This is a genomic window from Pseudomonas sp. COW5 (assembly GCF_026240005.1).
Lineage (GTDB): Bacteria > Pseudomonadota > Gammaproteobacteria > Pseudomonadales > Pseudomonadaceae > Aquipseudomonas > Aquipseudomonas kribbensis.
In genome coordinates, this window is the sequence record NZ_JAPHVP010000001.1 from 744,528 (window position 1) to 768,329 (window position 23,802).

General features: G+C 60.9%; 26 protein-coding genes. 10 read left to right on the forward strand and 16 right to left on the reverse strand.

The window, feature by feature from the left end; all coding sequences use genetic code 11:
• Nucleotides 1–13 precede the first annotated feature (13 nt).
• Complete coding sequence (locus OQ248_RS03310) at nt 14–514, reverse strand: MFS transporter (protein ID WP_085710282.1); 501 nt, start codon at nt 512–514, stop codon at nt 14–16.
• 99 nt (nt 515–613) lie between these two features.
• Between OQ248_RS03310 and OQ248_RS03315 the strand changes: the two genes are divergently transcribed.
• The gene (locus OQ248_RS03315) at nt 614–2,668 is read left to right on the forward strand and encodes a S9 family peptidase (RefSeq protein ID WP_265812014.1); all 2,055 of its coding nucleotides are present in this window, start codon (nt 614–616) and stop codon (nt 2,666–2,668) included.
• 109 nt (nt 2,669–2,777) lie between these two features.
• Nucleotides 2,778–3,251, forward strand: coding sequence for a cyclic nucleotide-binding domain-containing protein (locus OQ248_RS03320; protein ID WP_085710279.1), 474 nt, complete (start codon nt 2,778–2,780; stop codon nt 3,249–3,251).
• On the opposite strand, the gene OQ248_RS03325 is transcribed toward OQ248_RS03320, so the two are convergent.
• Nucleotides 3,248–3,532, reverse strand: coding sequence for a hypothetical protein (locus OQ248_RS03325; protein WP_265812015.1), 285 nt, complete (start codon nt 3,530–3,532; stop codon nt 3,248–3,250). The two genes, OQ248_RS03320 and OQ248_RS03325, sit on opposite strands and share 4 nt — an antisense overlap.
• A gap of 78 nt (nt 3,533–3,610) precedes the next feature.
• Here OQ248_RS03325 and OQ248_RS03330 point away from each other — a divergent pair, with 78 nt between their 5' ends.
• The 4 genes from OQ248_RS03330 (at nt 3,611) to OQ248_RS03345 (ending at nt 5,840) form a co-directional block, all read left to right on the forward strand.
• Nucleotides 3,611–4,297 (forward strand): hypothetical protein, encoded by a 687-nt coding sequence (locus OQ248_RS03330; protein ID WP_265812016.1) that lies wholly within the window; start codon nt 3,611–3,613, stop codon nt 4,295–4,297.
• Between the two features lie 49 nt (nt 4,298–4,346).
• On the forward strand, nt 4,347–4,718 hold the full coding sequence (locus OQ248_RS03335; protein WP_007944009.1) for a YajD family HNH nuclease: 372 nt from the start codon (nt 4,347–4,349) through the stop codon (nt 4,716–4,718).
• Nucleotides 4,719–4,910: 192 nt separating this feature from the next.
• Entirely contained in the window at nt 4,911–5,381 is a 471-nt protein-coding gene (locus OQ248_RS03340; RefSeq protein WP_007958066.1) for an RNA methyltransferase, read from the forward strand.
• 81 nt (nt 5,382–5,462) lie between these two features.
• The gene (locus OQ248_RS03345) at nt 5,463–5,840 is read left to right on the forward strand and encodes a DUF2892 domain-containing protein (RefSeq protein ID WP_096819384.1); all 378 of its coding nucleotides are present in this window, start codon (nt 5,463–5,465) and stop codon (nt 5,838–5,840) included.
• Between the two features lie 3 nt (nt 5,841–5,843).
• Here OQ248_RS03345 and OQ248_RS03350 read toward each other — a convergent pair whose 3' ends face one another.
• Nucleotides 5,844–7,073: a hypothetical protein gene (locus OQ248_RS03350; protein WP_265812017.1), complete on the reverse strand. Its 1,230-nt coding sequence runs from the start codon at nt 7,071–7,073 to the stop codon at nt 5,844–5,846.
• Between the two features lie 50 nt (nt 7,074–7,123).
• Complete coding sequence (locus tag OQ248_RS03355; RefSeq protein WP_003222605.1) at nt 7,124–7,573, reverse strand: YcgN family cysteine cluster protein; 450 nt, start codon at nt 7,571–7,573, stop codon at nt 7,124–7,126.
• 282 nt (nt 7,574–7,855) lie between these two features.
• Between OQ248_RS03355 and OQ248_RS03360 the strand changes: the two genes are divergently transcribed.
• Entirely contained in the window at nt 7,856–8,449 is a 594-nt protein-coding gene (locus tag OQ248_RS03360) for a nitroreductase family protein (RefSeq protein WP_007958056.1), read from the forward strand.
• Nucleotides 8,450–8,575: 126 nt separating this feature from the next.
• Here the strand turns inward: OQ248_RS03360 and OQ248_RS03365 are convergent, their stop codons facing one another.
• From OQ248_RS03365 to OQ248_RS03380, 4 genes are all read right to left on the reverse strand, one after another.
• Nucleotides 8,576–9,508 carry a D-2-hydroxyacid dehydrogenase gene (locus tag OQ248_RS03365; RefSeq protein WP_265812018.1) on the reverse strand — a complete coding sequence of 311 codons (933 nt, stop codon included), beginning with the start codon at nt 9,506–9,508 and terminating at the stop codon, nt 8,576–8,578.
• Between the two features lie 106 nt (nt 9,509–9,614).
• Nucleotides 9,615–9,908, reverse strand: coding sequence for a YcgL domain-containing protein (locus OQ248_RS03370; RefSeq protein WP_085703814.1), 294 nt, complete (start codon nt 9,906–9,908; stop codon nt 9,615–9,617).
• Nucleotides 9,905–11,038, reverse strand: a complete 1,134-nt coding sequence (gene rnd, locus OQ248_RS03375; RefSeq protein WP_085730021.1) for a ribonuclease D — start codon at nt 11,036–11,038, stop codon at nt 9,905–9,907. The genes OQ248_RS03370 and rnd overlap by 4 nt, the downstream gene beginning before the upstream one ends.
• Before the next feature lie 131 nt (nt 11,039–11,169).
• Nucleotides 11,170–12,813: a phosphoethanolamine--lipid A transferase gene (locus OQ248_RS03380; protein WP_265812019.1), complete on the reverse strand. Its 1,644-nt coding sequence runs from the start codon at nt 12,811–12,813 to the stop codon at nt 11,170–11,172.
• 308 nt (nt 12,814–13,121) lie between these two features.
• Here OQ248_RS03380 and OQ248_RS03385 point away from each other — a divergent pair, with 308 nt between their 5' ends.
• Nucleotides 13,122–14,306, forward strand: coding sequence for a cyanate transporter (locus OQ248_RS03385; RefSeq protein WP_265812020.1), 1,185 nt, complete (start codon nt 13,122–13,124; stop codon nt 14,304–14,306).
• Nucleotides 14,307–14,519: 213 nt separating this feature from the next.
• Nucleotides 14,520–15,455 (forward strand): LysR family transcriptional regulator, encoded by a 936-nt coding sequence (locus OQ248_RS03390; RefSeq protein WP_085710261.1) that lies wholly within the window; start codon nt 14,520–14,522, stop codon nt 15,453–15,455.
• Nucleotides 15,456–15,458: 3 nt separating this feature from the next.
• Here the strand turns inward: OQ248_RS03390 and OQ248_RS03395 are convergent, their stop codons facing one another.
• From OQ248_RS03395 to OQ248_RS03425, 7 genes are all read right to left on the reverse strand, one after another.
• On the reverse strand, nt 15,459–15,824 hold the full coding sequence (locus OQ248_RS03395; protein ID WP_192553054.1) for a 5-carboxymethyl-2-hydroxymuconate Delta-isomerase: 366 nt from the start codon (nt 15,822–15,824) through the stop codon (nt 15,459–15,461).
• Between the two features lie 53 nt (nt 15,825–15,877).
• Nucleotides 15,878–17,086: a low temperature requirement protein A gene (locus tag OQ248_RS03400; RefSeq protein ID WP_265812021.1), complete on the reverse strand. Its 1,209-nt coding sequence runs from the start codon at nt 17,084–17,086 to the stop codon at nt 15,878–15,880.
• 63 nt (nt 17,087–17,149) lie between these two features.
• Nucleotides 17,150–18,070, reverse strand: a complete 921-nt coding sequence (locus OQ248_RS03405) for a LysR family transcriptional regulator (RefSeq protein ID WP_248738031.1) — start codon at nt 18,068–18,070, stop codon at nt 17,150–17,152.
• Nucleotides 18,071–18,140: 70 nt separating this feature from the next.
• Complete coding sequence (locus OQ248_RS03410; protein ID WP_265812022.1) at nt 18,141–20,249, reverse strand: DUF6311 domain-containing protein; 2,109 nt, start codon at nt 20,247–20,249, stop codon at nt 18,141–18,143.
• Complete coding sequence (locus tag OQ248_RS03415) at nt 20,246–20,632, reverse strand: GtrA family protein (RefSeq protein ID WP_347710543.1); 387 nt, start codon at nt 20,630–20,632, stop codon at nt 20,246–20,248. Before OQ248_RS03415 ends, OQ248_RS03410 begins: the two co-directional genes overlap by 4 nt.
• Entirely contained in the window at nt 20,629–21,339 is a 711-nt protein-coding gene (locus OQ248_RS03420; RefSeq protein ID WP_265812023.1) for a methyltransferase domain-containing protein, read from the reverse strand. The genes OQ248_RS03415 and OQ248_RS03420 overlap by 4 nt, the downstream gene beginning before the upstream one ends.
• Nucleotides 21,340–21,342: 3 nt before the next feature.
• The gene (locus OQ248_RS03425; protein WP_265812024.1) at nt 21,343–22,311 is read right to left on the reverse strand and encodes a glycosyltransferase family 2 protein; all 969 of its coding nucleotides are present in this window, start codon (nt 22,309–22,311) and stop codon (nt 21,343–21,345) included.
• 278 nt (nt 22,312–22,589) lie between these two features.
• Here OQ248_RS03425 and OQ248_RS03430 point away from each other — a divergent pair, with 278 nt between their 5' ends.
• A complete protein-coding gene (locus tag OQ248_RS03430) occupies nt 22,590–22,781 on the forward strand; it encodes a DUF1508 domain-containing protein (protein WP_085730015.1) in 192 nt (63 codons plus the stop codon).
• Nucleotides 22,782–22,868: 87 nt separating this feature from the next.
• On the opposite strand, the gene ppk2 is transcribed toward OQ248_RS03430, so the two are convergent.
• Nucleotides 22,869–23,693 (reverse strand): polyphosphate kinase 2, encoded by an 825-nt coding sequence (gene ppk2 / locus OQ248_RS03435; protein ID WP_265812025.1) that lies wholly within the window; start codon nt 23,691–23,693, stop codon nt 22,869–22,871.
• Nucleotides 23,694–23,802: the final 109 nt, after the last annotated feature.

The window sequence follows — 23,802 nt, forward strand, 5'->3', positions numbered from 1 at the left end:
CGGGCTCTCGTGATTACAGACGCGGCTCGACGCGCCCGCGCTGCGGATTGCTCGGCAGCGGTGGACGGCCATAACGATCATCGCCGGCGCCGCCGAACGGTTGATCGCCGTCACGCTCGTCTTCGGCACGGGCGGCGGCACGGGCGGCCTCGGCCTGTTCCTTGCGCGCCTTCGAAGCGCGTTCGATCGGGAAGCGGATCAGCACGAAAATCAGGTACAGGCCGAACGCGATCATCGCGTACATGAGCAATTCGGAAATCGCCCGCCAGGCGTTGTTGCCGACCTTGAACGCCAGGTCCAGCGCCGTGATGGCGACGGCCGGGGCGAATTTTTCCTTCACCGGATCGATGATGGTCGGGCTGAACAGCAACACCGCCATCAGCACACGCAGCGGCTCGCGCAGCCAGCGCCACATCCAGCGGGTCATGCGCATCCATACCAACAGGCAGCCTACGGCAGCAAAGGCGTAGAGGCCCCAGGCGATCAGATAGTCGTTCTCGGTCATGGTGTCCATGGCAAGGCAGGCAAAGAGGCGCTTATAGTAACGACTTTTCGCACATCAGGCTTCCCCGCCGTCCGTGCGGTCCTCATTTGTCATGTTCGAGAACCCTCCATGCCCGTATCCGCCAACGTCACCAGCGCCCCGATTGCCCGCAAGGATGCCGGTGCCGACCCGTATGCCTGGCTGCAGGAACGCGACACCGACGCGGTGCTCGACTACCTCAAGGCCGAAAACGACTACCAGCAGGCGCAGACCGCCGATCAGGCAGAGCTGCGCGAAACCCTGTTCGAGGAGATCAAGGGCCGGATCCTCGAAACCGACCTGTCCCTGCCGTCGCCGTGGGGCCCGTATCTGTATTACACCCGCACCACGGCGGGTGACGAATACCCGCGCCACTACCGCTGCCCGCGCCCGGCCGACGACAGCCTGACCCTCGACGAAAGCCGCGAGCAACTGCTGCTCGACCCGAACGCCCTGGCCAATGGCGGCTTTTTCTCCCTCGGCGCGTTCAGCATCAGCCCGGATCACCAGCGTCTGGCCTACAGCGTCGATGCCTCGGGCGACGAGATTTACACGCTGTTCGTGAAGGAACTGGCCAGTGAGCGCATCAGCGAACTGGAATTCCAGGATTGCGACGGCAGCATGACCTGGGCCAACGACAGCCTGACGCTGTTCTTCGGCGTGCTCGACGACACCCATCGCCCGCACAAACTGTTCCGCTACCGCCTCGACGGCACCGCCGCCGAAGAGGTGTTCCACGAGCCGGACGGACGTTTCTTCCTGCATTGCTACCGCGCCAGCTCCGAACAGCAGTTGCTGCTGTCCCTGGGCAGCAAGACCACCAGCGAAGTCTGGGCGCTGGATGCCAATCAGCCGCACCAGCCGTTCACCTGCCTGGCGCCACGGGTCGAGGATCACGAATACGACGTCGACCACGGCAAGCTCGATGGCGAATGGACCTGGTTCATCCGCACCAACCGCGACGGCATCAACTTCGCCCTTTATCAGGCGCCGGACACCGGCATCGCACCGAGTGAAGCCGACTGGCAAAACCTGATCCCGCACAGTGATGCGGTGATGCTTGATGGCGTGACCCTCAACGCCGAAGCCCTGACCCTGAGCCTGCGCGAAGGCGGGCTGCCGATCATCGAAGTGCGCCCACACGGCCTGGCGCCTTATCGCGTGCAATTGCCGGACGCGGCCTACAGCCTCTACGTGCAAAACAGTCTGGAATTCGAAAGCGACCGCATTCGCCTGCGCTATGAAGCGCTGAATCGCCCGGCCCAGGTTCGCCAATTGATCCTCGCTACCGGCGCACAGGAAGTGCTCAAGGAAACCCCGGTACTCGGCCCGTTCGACGCCGACGCCTACGTCAGCCAGCGCCTGTGGGCCACGGCTCCGGACGGCACGCTGGTGCCGATCAGTCTGGTGATGAAACGCGAAATGCTCGGCAAACCGGTGCCGCTGTACCTCTACGGTTACGGCGCCTACGGTTCGAGCCTCGATCCGTGGTTCTCCCACGCCCGCCTGAGCCTGCTGGATCGCGGCATGGCGTTCGCCATCGCCCACGTGCGTGGCGGCGGCGAACTGGGTGAAGCCTGGTATCGCGCCGGCAAGCAGGAACACAAGCAAAACACCTTCAGCGATTTCATTGCCTGCGCCGAGTTCTTGATCCTCAATGGCATCACCACCGCGCCGCAACTGGCGATCAGCGGCGGTAGCGCCGGCGGTTTGCTGATCGGTGCAGTGCTGAACCAGCGCCCGGATCTGTTCGGCGTGGCGATTGCCGAAGTGCCGTTCGTCGATGTGCTCAACACCATGCTCGATCCGGATCTGCCGCTGACCGTCACCGAATACGACGAGTGGGGCAATCCCGAAGAGCCTGACGTCTACGAGCGGATCAAGGCCTACGCGCCGTACGAAAACGTCACCGCCCAGGCCTATCCCGCAACCCTGGTGATCGCCGGCTACAACGACAGCCGCGTGCAGTACTGGGAAGCGGCCAAGTGGGTGGCCAAGCTGCGCGCGACCAAGACCGACAACAACCCGTTGCTGCTCAAGACCGAACTGGGCGCCGGCCATGGCGGCATGAGCGGGCGTTATCAGGGATTACGTGACGTAGCGCTCGAATATGCATTTGTTTTCAAGGTTCTGGGCATCGCCTGAGGAACTCCGCCGGTCACTTGGGTCTTAATTCCGGGCACCGGAAGCCGATAATCAAGTCGGCTCCCGGTGGCGAGCCTGTAACCCGACACAACAAAAAGACCGCGATGACATGTCAGAACCGACCTTACTGAACAACGAAATCCGTGACTGGCTGATGGACTGCGGCCTGTTCGATCAATTGCAACTGGCGGACTTCGCCGCTGCCTCGGGCTACTTCAGCATCAGCACCGTGGCCGAGGGCGAGGCGATCTTTCGCGAAGGCGATGCCGGCAGTTTCATGTGCATCATCCACACCGGCCAGGTGGCCGTGCAGAAAACCGGCGCTGACGGCCAGGTCATTACCATGGCCACTCTGCGCAGCGGTCGGGCGTTCGGCGAAATGGCCGTGCTCGATGGCGAACGCCGCTCGGCGACCTGTGTAGCGGCGAGCAACTGTCAGTTGCTCAACCTGGGCAAGGATTCACTGGAAAAAATGCTCAACGATGCGCCGAAGATCGCCGCCAAGATCATTCGCGCCCTCGCCGTTTCCCTCTCCAAACGTCTGCGCATGGCCGACGGCCAATTGGCGGCGCAACAGATCTAGCCGCCGGGGGATTTGGTTTTACCTTCGGGCTGTTCGATACCCGGCACCGGTTGATCCTTGGACGGCGGGCTGGGCATCTCGATCGGCACCAGCGGTGGCCCGCCACTGCCGGAACCGGCCTTGGGAATCGATACCGGACTGATCTGCGGATACGGCGTCGGCGTTGCGGTGCCGGGCGAACCCGGTTGCGGGGTCGGGCTGGCGGGAATCGTCTGCTGGGCCTGCACTGCAGTAATCGAGAGCGCGGCCAGGGCAATGACCGTTAGAATGGTGCGCTTCATCAAGGGCTCCGTTGCCTGAAGTCTGCTCTCAGGCTACTCCCAACGCGCCTGCTTGCCTTCCCCCCTGTAGAGATTTCCATGAAACGTTTCGTTCTGCTCGACACCACGCCGATCCCTGACAACGGCGGCGCCCTGTGCCTGTTCGAGTATGGCGAGGACTTTGTCATCAAGATCCAGGGCGGCGACGGCGGGCAATTGATGAACACCCGCATGCACGGTTCCGAAGACGCACTGGCCGAGATCCCGTGCCGCAAGGTTGCTGGCCGGCCCGACTCGCGGGTGCTGATCGGCGGCCTGGGCATGGGCTTCACACTCGCCTCCGCGCTCAAGCATCTGGGCAAGAGCGCCGAAGTGGTGGTCGCCGAACTGGTGCCCGGCGTGGTCGAGTGGAACCGCGGCCCGCTCGGTGAAAAGTCCGGGCGCCCGCTGCTCGACCCACGCACGGTGATCCGCCAGGAAGACGTGGCCAAGGTGCTGCAAAGCGAGCCGAACGGCTTCGACGCGATCATGCTCGACGTCGACAATGGCCCCGAAGGCCTGACCCAGAGGGCCAACAGCTGGCTGTATTCCGCCGCCGGTCTGGCCGCTTGTGCCAGGGCGATGCGACCCAAAGGCGTGCTGGCCGTGTGGTCCGCCAGCGCCGACCGGCAGTTTTCCGAAAAATTGAAGAAGGCCGGTTTCAAGGCCGAGGAAGTGCAGGTCTTCGCCCACGGCAACAAGGGCACCCGCCACACGATCTGGATTGCCGAGAAGCTCAAGGGCTGAGCTAAACTTGCGTCATAACCGTCATTAGTCTTTCTACAAAGGTGAACCCATGAGTTCGTCCACCCCGACCAACACTTCGAAGCTGGATCGCATCCTCGCCGACAACCAGCGCGACAAGGAAATGGGCTACCGCGACAAGGCCCTGAAGATGTATCCGCACGTGTGCGGCCGCTGCGCCCGTGAGTTCTCCGGCAAGCGTCTGAGCGAGCTGACCGTGCATCACCGCGATCACAACCACGACAACAACCCGCAGGACGGCTCCAACTGGGAACTGTTGTGCCTGTACTGCCACGACAACGAACACTCGCGCTACACCGACCAGCAATATTTCGGCGAAGGCTCCCTGAGCACGCCGAAAATCGCCAAGGCCACGCACAACCCGTTTGCGGCGCTGGCCGGATTGATGAAGAAAGAAGACTGAAGATCTTCAGCGCCTGACCCGGCCCTTTCGCGAGCAGGCTCGCTCCCACATTGGTTTTGTGTACGACACCGATCAACTGTGGGAGCGAGCCTGCTCGCGAAGGAGGCCTGGCAGACACCGCCAATCTCAAACTGAACACCCCTCCCCCAATCCCCGTATAATCGCCCTCTTTTTCCCGAAGGCACCCCGCTCGTGGCAGACAAACGGTACAGCTGCATTGGTTTGTATAACCCCAAATCACCGGAAAACGTCGGTTCGGTGATGCGCGCCGCAGGCTGCTACGGCGTGTCGACCGTGTTCTACACCGGCAAGCGCTATGAGCGCGCCGCCGATTTCGTCACCGACACCAAGCGCGTGCACTACGACATCCCGCTGATCGGCATCGACGACCTGAAAAAGATCCTGCCGCTCAATTGTGTCCCGGTCGCCGTGGAACTGGTCGACGGCGCCCGCCCGCTGCCGGAATACACCCACCCGGATCGCGCCCTGTACATCTTCGGCCCCGAAGACGGCTCGCTGGATCAGGAAATCCGCGACTGGTGCGAAGACGTCGTGTACATCCCGACCACCGGTTGCATGAACCTCGCCGCCACGGTCAACGTCGTGCTCTACGACCGCATGGCCAAAGGCCTGAACACCCGTTCCGGGCCGAAATTCCGCTGAAACGCCGTACATCCGATGGAACGAGCTGACCGCCGGCGCAGTCAGCTTGTTTATCCATCACTCATTGCCTGGAGAAAGATCATGACCGAGCTCAAACGCGTCGAGCGTATCGAATCCACCCCGTTCCAGACCCGTTCCGAACAGAACGTCGAAGGCTGGGAGCGCATCGGCTCGCTGGCCGGTGGCGTGATCATGGTCGGCAAGGGCCTGCGCCGTGGCGGCGTGTTCGGTCTGATCCAGGTGGCGATTGGCGGCGTGGCCATGGCCCGTGGCATCACCGGGCACAGCTCGGTGAAAAGCCTGCTGGAGAAAAGCCGTCAGGACATGAACAACGTGCGCACGAAGATCGAGCGCGCCGGTGAAGAGCTGAGCAAGCTCAAAGCCAATGCCGAGGCGGCGACAAAAACCGCCACCGTGACCGGCAATGATTCGGTGAAGTCGCCCAAAGCCGGGGTCTGATCGCTACTGAAGCAACCCGGAATCAAGCACCTTGGACGACTCGCCGATGACACTCTCGGCGAGTTGCACAAACGCCTTGGTATCCACCGTCCCCAGATGCATCGCCCCGCGCAGCACATCATCCAGCGAGCGCTTGTTGCGGGTTTTCAGACGGATCTCGCGATCCAGCTCCTGTAACAGCAGAACCGCTTTGGACACCTGCGCCGGGCTGATCTGCTCGCCGCGCAACGTCGTAACCTTCTGGCTGTCCTTCGCCAGTTTCACCTGATACGCCTGATAACGTTCGTCGCTCATGCCACCAGCACGACGCACCAGTTCGACGGCGTAATACTCGGCGAACCCTTCCTTGATCCAGTCACTGCGCTGCTTGTCGTTGATCCGCCCGAACACCTGCGCCAATTCCCGGACCAATGGGCTGCTGCCGCTCTCGCTGACCAGCGGCAACCGCGTGTTGAGGTAGATCGACTCCCGCGCCGCCAGGCTGCCGCGCCACATCGGGTCGTTGGCGCCGACGATCAGCAGTTTGCTCGGATGGCGGGGAAACACCGCTTGCACCTGCGGCCAGACGAAGGTCAGCAGCGTCAGCACATCCATCCGGCGCATGCCCTGCCCTTGCGGCGACGCCACGGTGACTTCGGTTTCACCCAATCGCGTGCGGCGGCTGCCGAGGTGCCCGGCGAGCATCCAGCCAGTGGGCCGGTCGAACAGACGGGACGGATTGTCGATGCGGAATTTGTTCTTGCCGATGCGCGGCCAGGCGGTTTCGACGCTTTTCCAGCCGTCGGGCAATTCGAATTGCAGGCGTGAGACCAGTTCGATGCCGTCCTGCTGGTCGAGCTTCGCCGGCGGCACCAGTTCATCGCCGCGCATCAGCGCCCAGGTCGGGGTCATGCGCGTGTCGAAGCTGCCGTTCTTGCGGCCATGGCTGATGCGTACGCGGTAGGTCAGGCTGGCCTTGTCCGCCGTCGGGCGCCATACGCCGCGCACCTGCTGGCCCGGCGTCAGTTGCCATTGGCCGTCGGCCTTGAAGTCGCTGTAGTGGCTGCCGTCGCCGAGGTCGAAATCCAGACTGCGCACGGCCTCGCCCTTGGCCAGGGTCAGGCGCACTTCCGCCTGATCGCTTTGCGGCAACAGGCGCACGCGGTAATCCAGATCGACCTTCTTTGCCGCCCACACCGGCGCGCTCAGCATCAGCAGTCCGACGATCAGCGTCCGGCGCAATCCCACAGCCATACACACTCCTTGTTGAAACTCGATCTTCGAGGCATGGATCCTCGAGGGGCTTAGCCGGCGCGGAAAATCAGGTGATCTTCCCAATCGTCTTCCGGCACGCTGCCTTCGGCGAGCATGCGCCCGGACTGGGAAATCCGTTCGTGATGCACGGCGTCGCGATCACCGCAGACCAGGTGATGCCACAACGGCAGGTCCTTGCCTTCGCTGACCAGTCGATAACCGCAGGTCGGCGGCAGCCATTTGAATTCTTCGGCCTGGCCCGGGGTGAGCTGGATGCAGTCCGGGACAAACTTGATGCGGTTCGGGTAATCGCTGCACTGACAGGTTTTCAGGTCCAGCAGTTTGCAGGCGATGCGCGTGTAATAGACGCTGTTGTCTTCTTCATCCTCGAGCTTCTGCAGGCAGCACAGGCCACATCCGTCGCACAGCGATTCCCATTCCTCGTGATCCAGTTGATCGAGGGTTTTGCGTTTCCAGAACGGTTCGACTTTGGCGGCCATGGCTCAAGCATCAACATCAGGTGGTGAAAAGGCCGCCAGTCTAGTGCCCAGGGCCCCGTGGGCCAAGCGCTGGCGACTGCCGGTTGTGCAGGGCTTGTCAGTTTTTGCGCGGCCAAGTAGCTTTGCCGTTCTCAAGAAGCCCTGGCTGGATGCCATTAACGCTCGACCGCGTTGCATTCCGGTGAACTGCACGGCTTCGGATTCAACCTCCATCGTTCAGCCCAACTGATCCCGCCGGGTTTTGCTTCAAACCTGTCCTCAAACGTAGCAAGGAATCTCTCGATGAGTGCCAACCCTCGCGTTGCCGAATACGCCATTCACCCGCAGTTCACCGATCGCTGGTCGCCCCGCGCCTTTACCGGCGAAGCGATTTCCGAGGAAACCCTGCTGAGCTTCTTCGAAGCCGCGCGCTGGGCGCCATCGGCGTACAACTCGCAGCCGTGGCGTTTTCTCTACGCCCGTCGCGACACGCCGAACTGGGAGCGTTACCTGGGCCTGCTCAATGAATTCAACCGCAGCTGGGCGCAGCACGCGTCGGCATTGGTGATCGTGATTTCGAAAACCACCTTCACCGCACCGGGCGCCACCGAAGAAACACCGGCGCTGTGGCACACCTTCGACACCGGTTCCGCGTGGGGCCATCTGGCGCTGCAAGCGAGCCTGAGCGGCTGGCACACCCACGGCATGGCCGGCTTCGATCAGGAGCTGACCCGCAAGGAGCTGAACATTCCGCAAGGTTATGCGCTGCACGCCGCCGTTGCGGTGGGCAAGCTGGGTGACAAGGCAACCCTGGCGGATTACCTGCAAGCGCGGGAAACGCCGAGCCCGCGTCGTCCGCTGAGCGAGCTGGCGGCTGAAGGCGATTTCACCCTCTAAGCCACACTGCAAAACGAACTGTGGGAGCGGGCTTGCTCGCGAAAGCGGTGTAACAGTCACGATCATTATTGACTGACACAACGCCTTCGCGAGCAAGCCCGCTCCCACATTTGAATAGCGGCGGACTCAGTAACCGCGCGAGAAATCCACTTCTCCACGCAACACTTCTCCCGCCTGATACGCCCGCAAATTATCCAGAAACAACTGCACCATCATCGGCGGTGAGGTCGGTGCCGAGCTGTGCCCGGTCAACAGCAAACCCCAGGCGGTCCAGAATGGATGGCGTTGCGGCAGCGGCTCCTGTCGGCAGACGTCGATCACCGCGCCGGCCAGATGGCCTTCCTTCAGCGCCTCCACCAGATCCGCATCGACCACCGCCACACCACGCCCGGCGTTGATGAACAGCCCGGTCGGCTTGAATTGCTTGAACAGCGCGGCGTCGTAGATGTCGTGGGTGTGCTCGGTGTTGGGCAGCAGATTGACCACGTAATCCACTTCACCCACCAGCCGTGGCAGGTCCGCCATCGAACCGACTTCGACAAACGGCGCCTGCTCCCGGGCGCTGCTGGCGATGCCGTATAACTCGACGCCGAATGGCCGCAGGAACTGCGCCACGCTCTGGCCGATATCGCCGGTGCCAACAATCAACACCTTGCGCCCGACCAGGCTCTGGCCGGTGCGATTGTCCCACTTGCGCTCGACCTGGCTCACCAGACGCGCCAGTACTTCGCGCTCGTGACCGAGCATGTAGGTCAGCACGTACTCGGCCATCACCTGCCCGAAAATGCCGACCGCCCGGGTCAGGCGGTAATCCCGGCGCAAACCGTCGGCCAGCAGCGGCGTGATGCCGGCCCAGGTCGATTGCAGCCATTGTGGCTGGTGGCCCTGACGCAGCAGGGTCGCCAGCAGATCCGGCTGCCCCAGCCACACCGGGCAATCGACGGCCTGGCGAGCCAGTTCGGCGGAGTCACCGCTGGTCAGCACTTCAAGCTCCGGGGCTGCCTGACGCAGCAGTCGGGCGTATATCGCGTGGTCGTGTTCAGCAATCAGAACGCGCATGTTCAAACCTTTCGCAAACCGTGCAGACGGCCGCCCACTTCGTGGCGGTCGTCGCCGTAAAAACAGTTCCAGGGATTACAAGAGGCCCGGGACCGGGCCTCGCAGGTCAGACCGGGTCGTTGCGTCGCAGCAACTCTTCCGGCAAATGCTCGATGTACTCTTCCTCGGCCGGCGGCATCTGCAGGTGGTAGCCCTGCTTGTCGAGGTTCTCCAGGACGACGGCGATGTCTTCGCTGGCCAGCTTGCGCTCGGGGGTCAGCACCAGATCGAAGGAATGCTTCGCCTTGCCGAACGCCGCCATCAGGCCTTCCGGCACACGCTCCAGCGCATCGCTTTTGAGCACGTAAAGGTACATGCCGCTTTTCTTCGAACTTTGGTAAATGGAGCAAATACGTTTCAAGGCTGTTCTCCGGCAGTGGCCAGGCTGTCGAGCAGCTTCTGGCCCATCAACTCGCGGCGCCAGCCACGCAGCGAATCAGGCAATTGGTAAGGCCCCTCGGGGAAGCCGCTTTTGACCAGCGCTTCGAGGGTTTTCTTGCGCAGCATCAGTTCCGGTGCGATGCCCAGACGCTCGGCCTCGGCCTGGCCCAGGGCACGCAGTTGCTTGATCAGCGCGGCGGCTTCGATCGGCAGCGGCTCCGGCACGGCTGGCGGCCACTGATCAGGCCCCACACTGCCAGAGCGCTTGATCAGATCAAGCAGAAACTCGCCGTCCTGACGCACGGTACGCGGGTGCATGTCTTCGATCTTGCCCAGCGCGCTGAGGTTGTCCGGTTGCGTGCGGGCCAGCGGCCACAACGAATGCTCACGGACGATACGGTTGCGCGGCAGGTCGCGGGCGCGGGCCTCGCGTTCACGCCAGGCGCACAGCTCGCGCAGAACGGCGAGTTGCGCGCGGGACAGTTTCCACGCCAGCTTCGCCTCGCGATACACCTCATACGGATCGGTCTCGCGACGCAGGTTGGCGACCAGCTCGGCGCCGTCCTCCAGCACCCATGAAAATTTGTCGTCAGACAGTTTCGGACGCAGTTGTACGAAAACCTCCGCCAGATGCACGGCATCTTCGGCGGCATAGCTGATTTGCGTGTCGGACAACGGACGCTGCAACCAGTCGGAACGGGTTTCGCCCTTCGGCAGTTCGATGCCGAGCACTTCCTGCACCAGACGCGAATAGCCCATCGAGAACCCGAGGTTCAGATAGGCCGCAGCCAGTTGCGTGTCAAACAGCGGCGCCGGCAGGCTGCCGGTCAGGCGCAGCAGGACTTCGAGGTCTTCGCTGCAGGCGTGCAGAACCTTGAGCACCGCCGGGTTTTCCAGCAACGCCGCCAGCGGTTGCCAGGCGTCAATGGTCAGCGGGTCGATCAGATAGGCGCGTTTGCCGTCGCCGACCTGCAACAGGCCGGCAATCGGGTAGAAGGTGTCGACCCGCATGAATTCGGTGTCGAGGGCAACGAAAGGCAGCTGCTGCCACTCGGCGCAAAACTGCGCGAGGCTATCGTTGTCGCGAATCCAGTGAATATCGATGGCCACACGGCTCTCCCTTCAAGAATGGCGCGCAGTATATATCGCCACCGGCGCTTTCCGCGCCTGTGCAGGGCAAGAGCGTTGATGAAATCTCCTGCCTGCCAGCAAGAATAGTCTTACAGAACAATTCCGACGGATCAGTCCTTGGCCAATACGCCGTCGATGACCGCACCACGGCAACCGGCAAACAGATCCAGATCGTGCTGATAGACCTTGCTCTGCACCTCCAGCAGGCCAAGCATCGAATGGAACAGGTTGTCCTGGCTCAGAGGCTTGTCGCGGCTCATTTGCAGGCAATGGGTGTCGACCGAGTAGGACTTCTGATAGCTGTCGGAGAACCAGGCCAGCATCGCCACATGTTTCTGCTGTTCCGGCGCCAGCATGTACGGCGTGCCGTGCAGGAACAGGTTGTACTCGCCCAGGGACTCGCCGTGATCGGAGAGGTACAGCATGGCGGTATCGACTTTTTCCTGATTGCTGCGCAACACATCGATCAGGCTCGACAGCACATGGTCGGTGTACACCAGCGTGTTGTCGTAACCGTTGACGATGCTTTCGCGGCTGCAATTGTTCAGCGCGTTGCTTTCACATACCGGCGTGAAGTGCTCGTATTCCTTCGGATAACGCTTGAAGTATTCCGGGCCGTGGCTGCCCATCTGGTGCAGCACCAGCACGGTGTCCTTGTCCAGGTGATCGATGAAACTCTGCAGGCCTTGCAGGAGGATTTCATCGCGGCATTCGCTGTTGGCGCAAAGCGCCGGGTCTTTCAGATTGCTCACGTCCTGCAGGGTGACGCGATCGCAGGTGCCCTTGCAGCCCGACTGGTTGTCGCGCCAGATCACATCGATGCCGGCGCGCTTGAGCACGTCCAGCAGCCCTTCCTGATTCTTCGCCTTGCTGGCGTCGTAATCCTGGCGACTCATGTTGGAAAACATGCACGGCACCGAGACCGCAGTTTCCGTACCGCAGGAATGCACGTCGGTGAACGCGATCAGGCCGGCCTCCTTGTCCAGTTTCGGCGTGGTGTCGCGGTGGTAGCCGAGGATGCCGAAGTTCTCCGCCCGGGCACTTTCACCCACCACCAGCACGGTCAGCGACTTGCGCGGACGGTTTTGCAGTGCAGGGTTGCGCTGGGCGTCTTCGCCGATCTTGATGAACGGTTGCTGGGCGGAAACCACCTGCTCACGCAGATAGCCGGCCGATGCGCCGATGTAATTGCTCGGCACCAGCATCAGGCGCAATTCGTGGTGGTTGCGAAACAGCGAAGACAAGCCCTGATAGTTGGCCAGTGCCACGCCACCAATCACGGCGACCGATGCTGCACACACCACAACTTTGCTTAATAACTCTCGATGCCAGCGACGATAGTCAACAGGCAACTTCCACAACAACCACGACGGCAATACACCCAAAAACAATAGATAAACGAATAACTTCAACGACAGCAGATCACGAACTTCCGTTGCATTGGTTTCAGCGAAGTTGCGAAACATGCCGGCGTCAATCATCACGCCATACTGACTCATGAAATAAGCCACACCGGCACTGATCATAAACAGCGCCGTCAACACCGGTTTCAATACCGGGCGAAACGCCAGAAAGGTCAGCACGATGTTGTAGGCCGCGAAGATCATTACCCCGAACGCAATGCCCATGGCGATGCCGTCGGCAGCGGTGATCTCGAGGAGATGTTGCCAAAGTACGAAATTGAATCCGATCAAAAGAAAGGCGCTGGCAAACAACGTCACCCATTCCGGGCGCACGGCTTTTAACTTCAACATATGAGGGGGGCTATTTCCTGAAAAGAAGCGCCGTGGCCAATTGTGAAAACTTCATTGGCCCGGGCAATGAAAACTCTACGTAGCCCGCCATCAATTTTTTGTGAAAAAGAAGCCAACGATTAGTTGGCTCATGAAATAACCATGAAATCCGGACATTCGTCAGGTGTGATTCAGAAAAAATTACGGCTCGCTCCGGCAGAGCGCACAGGAGGCGTATCGACTTTTTAAATACCCCTCGGGATTTTCTGATTTGCCGGCGCCGGTAGCGCGCACGCCTAATCGACAGCCTCTGATTCAAAGGTCTGAAGATGGAAAACGTTCGCGCCACTGCCCGCCCCGCCGTCTGGCTGATGCTCGGTATCGTCCTTGTCGCCCTTAACCTGCGTCCGTCGATGGCCGCCGTCGGGCCTTTGCTGTCGGCGATTCGCGGCGATATCCCGCTGAGCTTCAGCCTGGCATCGCTGCTGACCATGCTGCCGGTGATGGCCATGGGGCTGGCGATGTTTTTCGGAATCGGCATCAGCCAGCGTCTGGGCGAGCGGCGCACGGTGCTGCTGTCGTTGCTGATCATCGGCGTGGCGACGCTGTCGCGGCTGTTTCTCGACTCGGCGGCGCAACTGATCGTCAGCGCCGTGCTCGCCGGGATTGGCATCGCGCTGATTCAGGCCTTGATGCCAGCACTGATCAAATCGCGCTTTCCCGACAACGTGGCGCTGTGCATGGGGTTGTATGTCACCTCGATCATGGGCGGCGCCGCGCTGGCCGCCTCGTTCGCGCCTCGGGTGATGCTCGGGACCGGCAGCTGGCGGGCGGGGCTGGCGATCTGGGCGGTACTGGCGTTGCTCGCCTTGTTGTTCTGGTTGTCACAACGCGATGACGCACCCACCATCACCACCACTGCCGTGAAGAAGGAGGCCTTTTTCACCCATTCCCGCGCCTGGCTGCTCGCCATCTTCTTCGGTCTGGGGACGGCTTCCTACACCTGTGTACTCGCGTGGCTGGCGCCGTACTACGTGGAAAACAGCTGGAGCGAACAGAACGCCGGTCTGCTGTTGGGTTTTCTGACGGCCATGGAGGTGATTTCAGGTCTGGTGGTTCCCGCTGTCGCCAACCGCAGCCGTGACCGACGTTGGGTGTTGGGTGCCCTGTTGGTGCTGATCATCGGCGGATTCTGCGGTTTGATCCTCAGCCCACAACATCTGAGCCTGTTGTGGCCGTGCCTGCTGGGCCTGGGAATTGGCGGGCTGTTCCCGATGAGCCTGATCGTCTCTCTCGATCACCTCGACAACCCGCAGCGCGCCGGTGGGCTGACCGCGTTCGTGCAAGGCATCGGATACCTGATTGCCGGTCTGTCGCCGCTGTTGGCCGGGGTGATCCGTGATCGACTGGGCAGCTTCGAATGGGCCTGGTGGTCGCTGACGGCTGTGATGGTGGTCATGCTGCTGATCGTGCTGCGTTTCGACCCTCGGCAATACGCCCGGCACTTTCAATGATCGGGCGTTGTGCACGGTGCTTCACCCCTCTGGCTAAAGGCTTCTGGCCATCTTTTGCAGGATCGTTTTGGCACGTCGTATTCCTAAAACTTTCTGTCCCACAACTATCCGTGAAAAATCCTACAGGGCTTTCTCCTGGCACCATCGTTCCGTTACGATCATGCGCACACGTTTGCGCGGATTCGGCGCAAGGAGCACAGCGAGACAGAACGGATGCTGAACAGTAACTTGCTTAGAAAGCTCGACATGCAGGATCTCATGGTGTTTGTCGCCGTGTATGAGCAAAGCAGCGTCACCGATGTGTCGGAGGCGCTGTTTGTCAGTCAGTCCACCGTCAGTTACTGCCTGAAGAAACTGCGTACCAGTTTTGAAGACGAATTGTTCGTCAACACCCGCACGGGCATGCGCCCGACCTACAAGGCCAGCAGCATGTATGGCCATGTGCAGAAAATCCTCGAAAGCATCAACCTGTGCCACGCCGGCGCCCCGACCTTCGACCCGATGGCGCAACCGGTGACCTTCAACATCTGCGCCCCGGAATACTTCGAGCAACTGATCCTGCCGCGCATGCTCAAGCGTTTCGACTTCGACGATCTGCCGGTGATGGTCAACATGCACAAGTTCGAAACCGACGTGCCGGCACAAGAACTGCGCGATGGCAGCCTCGACCTGGTGATCTGTTTCGGCCCGCACTTCCACCGCAGCCATACCGACCTGAAATCGCGGATGCTGCTGGAAGATGATCTGGTCTGCGTCTTCGACAAACGTGCGACGCCGCTGGAACCACGCCTCAGCCTGCAGGCCTTCACCGAACGCCGACATGTGTTCCCGACGCCTTGGACCTCGACCACCAACATGGTCGATGGCTGGCTGGCGCGGCAGGCGCAGAAGCGCCAGATCGTCGCTCGCTCCAACAGCTACAGCGCAGCGTTGAAGATGATCACCGGCACGGATTTTATCCTCACCCTGCCCCGGCGGATCCAGCGCTTGCTGACCAACGACGCGGTGTTCAATCACTGCGAGGCCCCCAACGGCCTGCCGGGGTTCACCCTCGACATGCAGTGGAGCCACAACGTCGATCAGGACAGCGCCAACCTCTGGCTGCGCGAGCAGGTGATCAAGACCTGCGCGGAGCTGGAGGCGGCCTGAGCCCTACACGCCGATGGCGACTTTGCTGTAGGACTCGCGATCGATATCGAGCAGTTCCACGCTCAACTGCACTTCGACACCGGCCGGCCACTCGCACAGGTCCTGCAGCACTGCCAACAGGTTTTGCGAGAGTTGCTTCTTGATCTCCGGGGAGCGACCGCTGAGCAGCGCCAGCCTCACCGCCACAAAGGCCCGCTCGCTCATGGCGGTGCCGACCTTGAAGGTTTCGACCTTGACCGCCCGGCTCTTGATATCGAATTCCGCCGCAAACTGACCGGAACCCACCAGGGTGTTGTTGAGCCGGATCAACGCCACGTCGGCGTTCAGTTGCGGCAGGTTGGCGGTGTATTCCATGTGCAGGTGTGGCATCGAAAGACTCCAGTCGGTCGGCAGAAAGGCCGTACATATAACACAGCTGCGCCCTACTCTCCTGCGGCTTTTTCCGATACTGGAACGGGAAGTTCCCGACGCAGTGCCAGGGTTTCCCAGATCGCCACCAGCACCACGACTGCCGTGGTCAACGCACCGAGCGCCAAGGCTGAAAACCAGTGATCCAGTGCCAGCGGCAACAGCAGCGTGAGCGCTATCAGCCCGAATACATGGGACAAGGGTGGAAACGGTCGGTCAGCCATGACCCATTTGAACAGCGCATTGCCGAGCAGGAACAGCCATGGCCCGGCGATGATCACGACGATGCCGGCGTCGCTGGCGTGATCCGGATGAACCAGCACCAGTTCATCGGCCACCGCGCTGACGATGACCCCGGCGACGATCAGCACATGCAGGTAGGTATAGGCGATTCGCGCCTGGCGCCCGGGGTCGGCGGAATGAGCGATGCGGTGATGCGCGCGCTCCGCACCGCTGTCGAAGTACACCCACCACATGGCGATGCTGCCCAGCACCGCCACCAGAAACGCCAGCAGCCCATCGCGACCCGGCGTCAGCTCGGCGAAGGTCGCACCGGTCACCAGCAACGACTCACCCAGAGCGATGATCACGAACAGCGCGCAACGTTCGGCCATGTGATTGCCTTCGACATTCCAGTCGCTCAAAGACGAACGCCCCAGCCCCGGCACCCAGAAATACAGCGACGGCGAAATCAGTTCGATCAACAGCGCCAGCGCCCAGCAGAGCAGCCGCTGCTCGCCTTCGACCAACGCCCCGCCGATCCAGAACACCCCGGACAACGTCAGCCACGCGAGGATGCGCTGGAAGTTGCGGGTCATGTTCAACGACTCGCCGCGTACCGCCCAGATCGCGAACAGCGTGCGCCCGACCTGCATGAACACGAACGCCGCCGCGAACATCAGACCGCGCTCGGTGAATGCCTTGGGAATCGAAGACGAAAGCAGCAAACCGGCGATCATCAGTCCGAACAGCCCGAGGCGCACCGGCAGTTTTTCCGGGTCGAGCCAGTTGGTGATCCAGGACGTGAAAATCCACACCCACCACACCGCGACCATCATCAGCGTCACCTGCACCGCACCGATCATCGACAGGTGCGCGAGCAAGGTGTGGGACAGCTGAGTCACGGCAAACACGAACACCAGATCGAAGAACAGCTCGACCATGCCGACCTTGCCGCTGTCGAGACTGCCGCGCCCACGCAACAAACCACGGGAAATGCTCATGGGTCGAGGCTCCGCCGAATTCAGATGTTACTCAGCAAAGCAGCCGGACAACGGCTCGGCAAGTCAGAGCGGCGAGTGAGGCCGCTCACTCATGAATTGCTCCAGCCGCGAGCGCAGCCAGCGCTCGGCCGGGTCGCTGTCGACATGACTGAGCCAGACCATCGACAGGTCAAGGGTCGGGGTCTTGAACGGAAACGGTTCCTTGAACAGCAGGCCCGAGGCGGCCATGGCCTCGGCGGTGTAGTCCGGCAGGCTGGCGATCAGATCGGTGCCCGCCAGCAGCGCCGGCAACGAACTGTACTGCGGCACCGACAACACCACCTGACGGGTTCGACCGAGGTCCGCCAGCCACTCATCGGCATAACCACTGACATTGGCCGTGTGGGAAACCAGCACATGGGGCCGTGCGCAATATTCGTCGAGGGTCAGCGGGGTGGCGGACTTGTCGGCGCGCAGGATGCTCGGCTGGATATGTCGCAGCAGTTTGCGCTTGGCATTGGCCGGCAGGCCACGGGTCTGGCTGATGCCGACAGTGATGTCACCAGCGGCCAGCAGATCGGGAATCCGCCAGTAATCGACATGCTGCACCACGAACACCACGTTCGGTGCTTCCTGGCGCAAGGCGCGCAACAGCGGTGGCAGCAGACCGAACTCGACGTCATCCGACAGGCCGATGCGAAAGGTCATGGTACTGACGGCGGGATCGAAATCACGGGTCAGGCTCAGTGCCACCGACAGCGAGTCCAGGGCAGGCTTGAGATGGCGATAGATGTCTTCGGCACGGGCCGTCGGTTCCATGCGGTGGCCGACGCGAATGAACAGCGGATCGTTGAGCATGGTGCGCAGGCGATTGAGCGCCGAGCTGATGGTCGGCTGGCCGAGAAACAGCTTCTCGGCGGCCCGGGTCACGTTGCGTTCGAGCATCAAGGTCTCGAACACCACCATCAGGTTGATGTCAGCCTTGCGAAGTTCATTGCGGTTCATCCATTGCCCCCTGTCCCCGGAATGCGGGCAGTGTAGAAAGCCCCGCCGATGCCGTCTATGCACCCATGGATCAGTTGACGGTCAGCGTCTTCAATCCCAGGGCCAGTTTTCTCGGGTCCTGCCCCATGCCCAACTGTTGGGGGCTGATCGCGTCGGCGAACTGCAACTGCAATCGCAGCAAACCTTCTTCTTTGATCCGTTGGCGGATTGCCGGGGTCAAGCTCAGTTCGAGCGTGTTGCCATCAGCCTTGTCCAGTGAGGTCGTCAATGCTTCGAGGCCATTGAGCCTGACCACGACACCCTGGCGGACATGGGACGGTGCAAGGAACGCCGTGGTTTCAAGGTGCAGCGTTCGAGCCGATTCCGGGATCCGCATCACGAGTTCAGCGTCCTGGCCACTGGACCATACGCCCCACGGCTCGGGAACCGACCAGCCCTGTGCAAGAAACACATTGCCGGCAGCGCCAAAGCCGAACGGCGTCTTCTGACCGGCTGGAAGTTCAGTGATCAGTTGCTGCGGGGCTTTTCCAGCGGGCAACTGCAAACACTCTCGGCACTGCTTCCAGCCCGGCGCCAGCACGGTGAAGCCATCGATTTCGGTCAAGAGATCGTTTTGGGTATTGACGGTCTGAACCGCCTGCAACAGAGCGCGATCACTGACCAGGTACAACGAGTCGGCATCGTATTGCCCGGACGCCAATATCTCGGAAGTATGTTTATCGGCGCGAACTCTTTGCTCGATGCTCATGCGTCCGAGGTAAACCGCATCCGTCGACAAACCATGGCTCGCGGCAAACGCGGCGATATCGAGCCATTGCGGTGAGTAGTTCTGCGGCAGGATCCAGCGAATCTTCGGGTAATGCGCGGCCGCGTTTTTCCAGAACGGATCGACAAAAGGCGTTGCCCATTGAGTGGCCGGCTCGACCATCAAGTGCTTGCGCACCACGGACCAGCCGCTACGCGTGTCCGTGGCCTGGACCACAAGGGACATCGCCAGCAGACAGATTGCCGTGCGCGGCTTGTTGGCACGAATCACCAGAAAAAGGATCAGCAGGATGATTGCGTAGTAGACCGGCCAGAACATCCGCCCTGAAGCCCGGAAAATATTGGCGATCGCGATGACTTTTTCCGGCAACGGATAAGAGAAATTCAACGGTCCGAGTGCAATGTTGTTGGACATGGCAAAGACAGTCAGTCCGACCATGGCCAGCAACAAAAAAGGATACCGGCGCAATCTCGTGCCCACGCCTGTCTGCCCTTGCAACCCACCGACTAACCCACAGATGGCCAACAGCAGTAGCCCCAGCCCGAGAAACCCGAAGCCTTCCGAATCCCCCACTCCGCCCGGTATGTCTTTGAGGGCGTAAGACCAGGCGTTGGCACTGAACAGCGTCAGCAGATTGGCCCGGTACAAGCCAAAACCATCGGACGCCGCATCGGCGCCACTCACTGAAAAATACCCGGCTTGCCAGCAACAGACGCTGACCAGGGCAAACAGCGCGACCAGCTCAATCGCTGCGTTGTGCACCGTCAGCCTGTTTTTGAAGCAACGGGCCGCAAGATCCGCCACCCAGATGAGCGCAACCATCGCCAGCAGATAGGCGTGAATCAGCGCCGCACATGCCAGCAATGCTCCCCAGGCCAGACGCCGGCGCTCATCGCCTGGGCGTAGCGCCAGGTACAACGCTGCCAGAATCAGGAAATGTCCGGCCAGTGACAAATGCACCGGCATGCGCATGATCATCGGCGGCGCAAACAGAAACAGCGCAGCGCCCAACGCGCGCAAGGTCACGTTTGGCGTGATCAGCCCCAACAGTTTCCAGGCGAACCACGATTGCAGCATGAAACAGCCGAGAAACCACAGGCCGAAATACTGGAACGTCTCGGGCAATAACCCGGAGAAAGGCTTGAACAACAATGCCAGCAGCGGATTGGAGTCGGAGAAGATCAGGCCGTTGCCCAACTCCAGGCCGTAAGTCGGATTCAGGCCCAGTGGAAAGGTCCAGGGTGACTGGCGGAAGAACACCCACCCCAGATAATGCGTGGCAGGATCTCCCTGCCCCAGCCAGGCAATGTTCTGCGGGTTGAGCGCGCGCGGGCCGACCACGATGAAAAAGGCCAGGACGCCGATCATCAACGGCAACAGAGTGACAGCTAGGCGCCTTGCCGAATCCTTCATCGATACGTCCAGAAGTTATGCAATACAAAAGTGAATGCCGGAATGGTCAGCGCGACCGCCACGATGCCCAGCAGGTAGTGCAGACCGGCCATCTGCGCGGCCCAGGCCACGAACATCGCCAGCACGAAGCCTCCCGCCGATACCATCAAAAAACGCAGCAAGGTCTTGCCGTGCAATCTCGCGGAAAAACTCCAGGTGGTGTTGATCACGTAGGAAACCACCGTCGCCACGACAAATGCCACGCCGTTGGCCAGCGGCGGTTGAGGGCTCACGAAATTGATGAACAACACGGCCACCAGCGCATGCAGGGCCGTGACGAACAAACCCGTCACGGCAAAGCGCAAGCCGCGCTGGATGAGTTCGGAGCGCTGTGTCGCCATCACGGTTTGCGCGCCAGCACGAAGACACTCAGGCCGCCCAGGCGATTCATGCCCATCAACGGCAACTCGAGACCGCACAGGGTTTTCAGCAGCGAATTAACCAACGGGTGATGTTTTTTCAGTTGCGAACGTGGCGCCGAACCGCGCGAAGCACCGGGTATCAGGCGAGACGCGACGGCAATCGGGAACACCGCACCGAAGTAGTAGGCGCCCCGTTCGACCGCCAATCCGGCGTTCTTTGCCAGAGACTCGAACTGGCCCAGGGTGTAGCGCCGCTTGTGTTCGAGGAAATCATCGTGCCCGCTCCACATGAACTGGAACGCCGGCACGGTCATCAGGAAGCGACTGCCGGAGGGCACTTTGTCGACATAGGACTTGAGCAGGCCGAGGTCATCATCGACGTGCTCCAGCACATCCATCAGCAACACCAGATCGGCGTCCACGGTGTCGATCGAGCGGCGGTAATGCACCGGCTTGCCGGCGGTGGTGGCACTGGAGTCGGCCGGATAGCTGATGTCCACGCACCACGCTTCTCGCGCGCCAGTGTGAGTCAACAGATGATGGGAAAAGAACCCCGAACCGGCGCCGACGTCGAGAATGCGTTTGATCGGCGCCTCCCCCAGCAATCGGCGGGTCGCTGCCGCTTTGGAGCAGTAATACCAATGCTCGCCGATGCTGTCGCCGAGGATGTCGGTTTCCTTGAGATCCATGCTTCAGTCCTTCGGGTCATAAATGCGGCGCACCAGGAAAACCGGCCGGCGCTTCGCTTCGATATAAGTTCGGCCCAGATACTCGCCAAGCACACCGATGCCGATCAACTGCAAGCCACCAAGGAAGGTCACGGCGACCATCAGCGACGCATAACCGGGCAGATCGATGCCAAACATCAGCGTGCGGACCACAATGAACATGGCAAAGGCAAACGATATCAAGGACACCATCGCTCCCAGATACGTCCAGATCCGCAACGGCTCGGTGCTGAAACTGGTGATGCCTTCGAGCGCAAAATTCCACAGACGCCAGCCATTGAACCGGCTCGTTCCGACCGCCCGTTCCGGGCGCTCGTACTCGATCTGGGTGGTGCGAAATCCGACCCACGCAAACAGGCCTTTCATGAACCGCCGGGACTCCGGCAGCGTCAGCAGCGCGTCCACCACGCAACGATCCATCAAACGGAAATCGCCGACATTCTCGGGCAGTGACTGATCGGCGATCCGGTTGTGCAGACGATAGAACCAGGTGGCGGAAGTCTGCTTGGCCCAGGAGTCGTTGCGCCGGCTGATGCGATGCCCCAGCACCACTTCATAACCTTCACGCCAGCGCTCGATCATTTGCAGGATGACCTCGGGCGGATCCTGCAGGTCGACATCGATCGGCACCACGATCTGCCCGGTGGCTGTCTGCAAACCGGCGGAAAGCGCTGCTTCCTTGCCGAAATTGCGACTCAGATCGACGATGCGAATCTGCGAATTGCTCTGCTGGCAGAGCAGCAGGCGCTCCAGTGTCGAATCGGTACTGCCGTCGTTGACGAACACCAACTCAAGGCTGATCTGTGCCTCAGGCTCGAACACCTGACGAATACGCAGGAGAAAGCCGTCGAGGCTGTCCTCTTCGTTGAATACGGGAATCACCAGTGACAGCGTCACCGGCCCCGCGTGTTGCGTTCCATGCGGATGGGTCAATGGACTGCTCTTTTTTATAGTGTTTGTCGGTCGTCGAACGAAATCCGACGCCATGAGCCGCACCGTATTAAGCAGCACCACTGGTGCTCATGCAAGGGTGAAAAAAGGACGTACTCGCCAATCCGAAGGCCGATCCCGACGCTCTGCCCCGCGCCTCGCTGAAACATTACCCAACGATTGGAAACAAATCCCCGATAGCCAAATAACTGCTCTCCGCTAGGCTTGCGACGATGCGCCAAACAGCTTGTCGCAATATCCCATCGCATGGAGCGAACTGAATGTATTTCGAGATTTACAGGCAATCCAGGGGCACCCCGAGCACCGGCAAGGGCCAATGGCGCTGGCGGCTACGGGCGGGGAACCATGAGACGGTTGCCAGTGGCGAGTCGTATGTGAACAAGGCGGACTGCCTGCATGTGATCGAACTGATCAAGGGCGTGCAGGGGGATACGCCGGTCAAGGAGATTTGAGGGCTGGCTGATTACTCTGCAGAAATGAAAAAGCCCCGCGGATTTTCATCTGCGGGGCTTTTCCGAGACTGATGCGTACACCTGTCTTCAGAATTTCTCGGGGATGTGCCGGAAGGGATAATCCGATTCCTTGTAGCCCCCGGGCTTCTGCCGCTTGGGTAACTCAACCTTCTCGCGCGAAACACTTTTGTACGGAATGCGGCTCAGAAGATCGGAGATGATGTTCAGGCGCGCTCGCCGTTTGTCGTTGGAATCGGCCACCAGCCATGGCGCATATTCGGTATCGGTTGCCTTGATCATGTCGTCACGCGCCCGCGAATAGTCGTACCAGCGGCTGTACGACTTGAGATCCATGGGCGAAAGCTTCCAGATTTTTCGACCGTCCTTGATACGCTCTTCCAGCCGACGGGTCTGCTCTTCCTGACTGACGTTCAACCAGTATTTGAGCAGAATCACCCCGGAATCGACGATAGCATGCTCCACCAGCGGAACCGTCCTGAGAAATTTTTCGGCCTGATCCTCGGTACAGAACCCCATCACCCGCTCAACACCGGCGCGGTTGTACCAACTGCGATCGAAGATCACCACCTCACCGGCCGCCGGCAGATAGGGCAGGTAACGCTGCATGTACATCTGGCTCTTCTCACGTTCGCTCGGGACCGGCAACGCCACCACCCGAAAGACCCGCGGGCTGACCCGATCGGTAAGCGCCTTGATCGTCCCGCCCTTCCCCGCCCCGTCACGCCCCTCGAAAATCACACAGACCTTGATACCCTCGGCCCTCACCCACTCCTGCAGCTTGACGAGCTCAACGTGCAGTCGACGCAACTCCGCGAGATAGTCTTTGCTCGACAGCTTCGGGCGATCTGCGGGGATGTCTTTGGGCGAGTCTTTCTTCTTTCCCTTTGCCATGACCGAACCTCATGCATTGAAGGGGCTGACCGCCGGATGGCTGGCGGCCCATGAGCTGGAATGCAGGAGTTTAGTCAGTAATTCCAAAGCGTGAGCCGGGATTCAAATC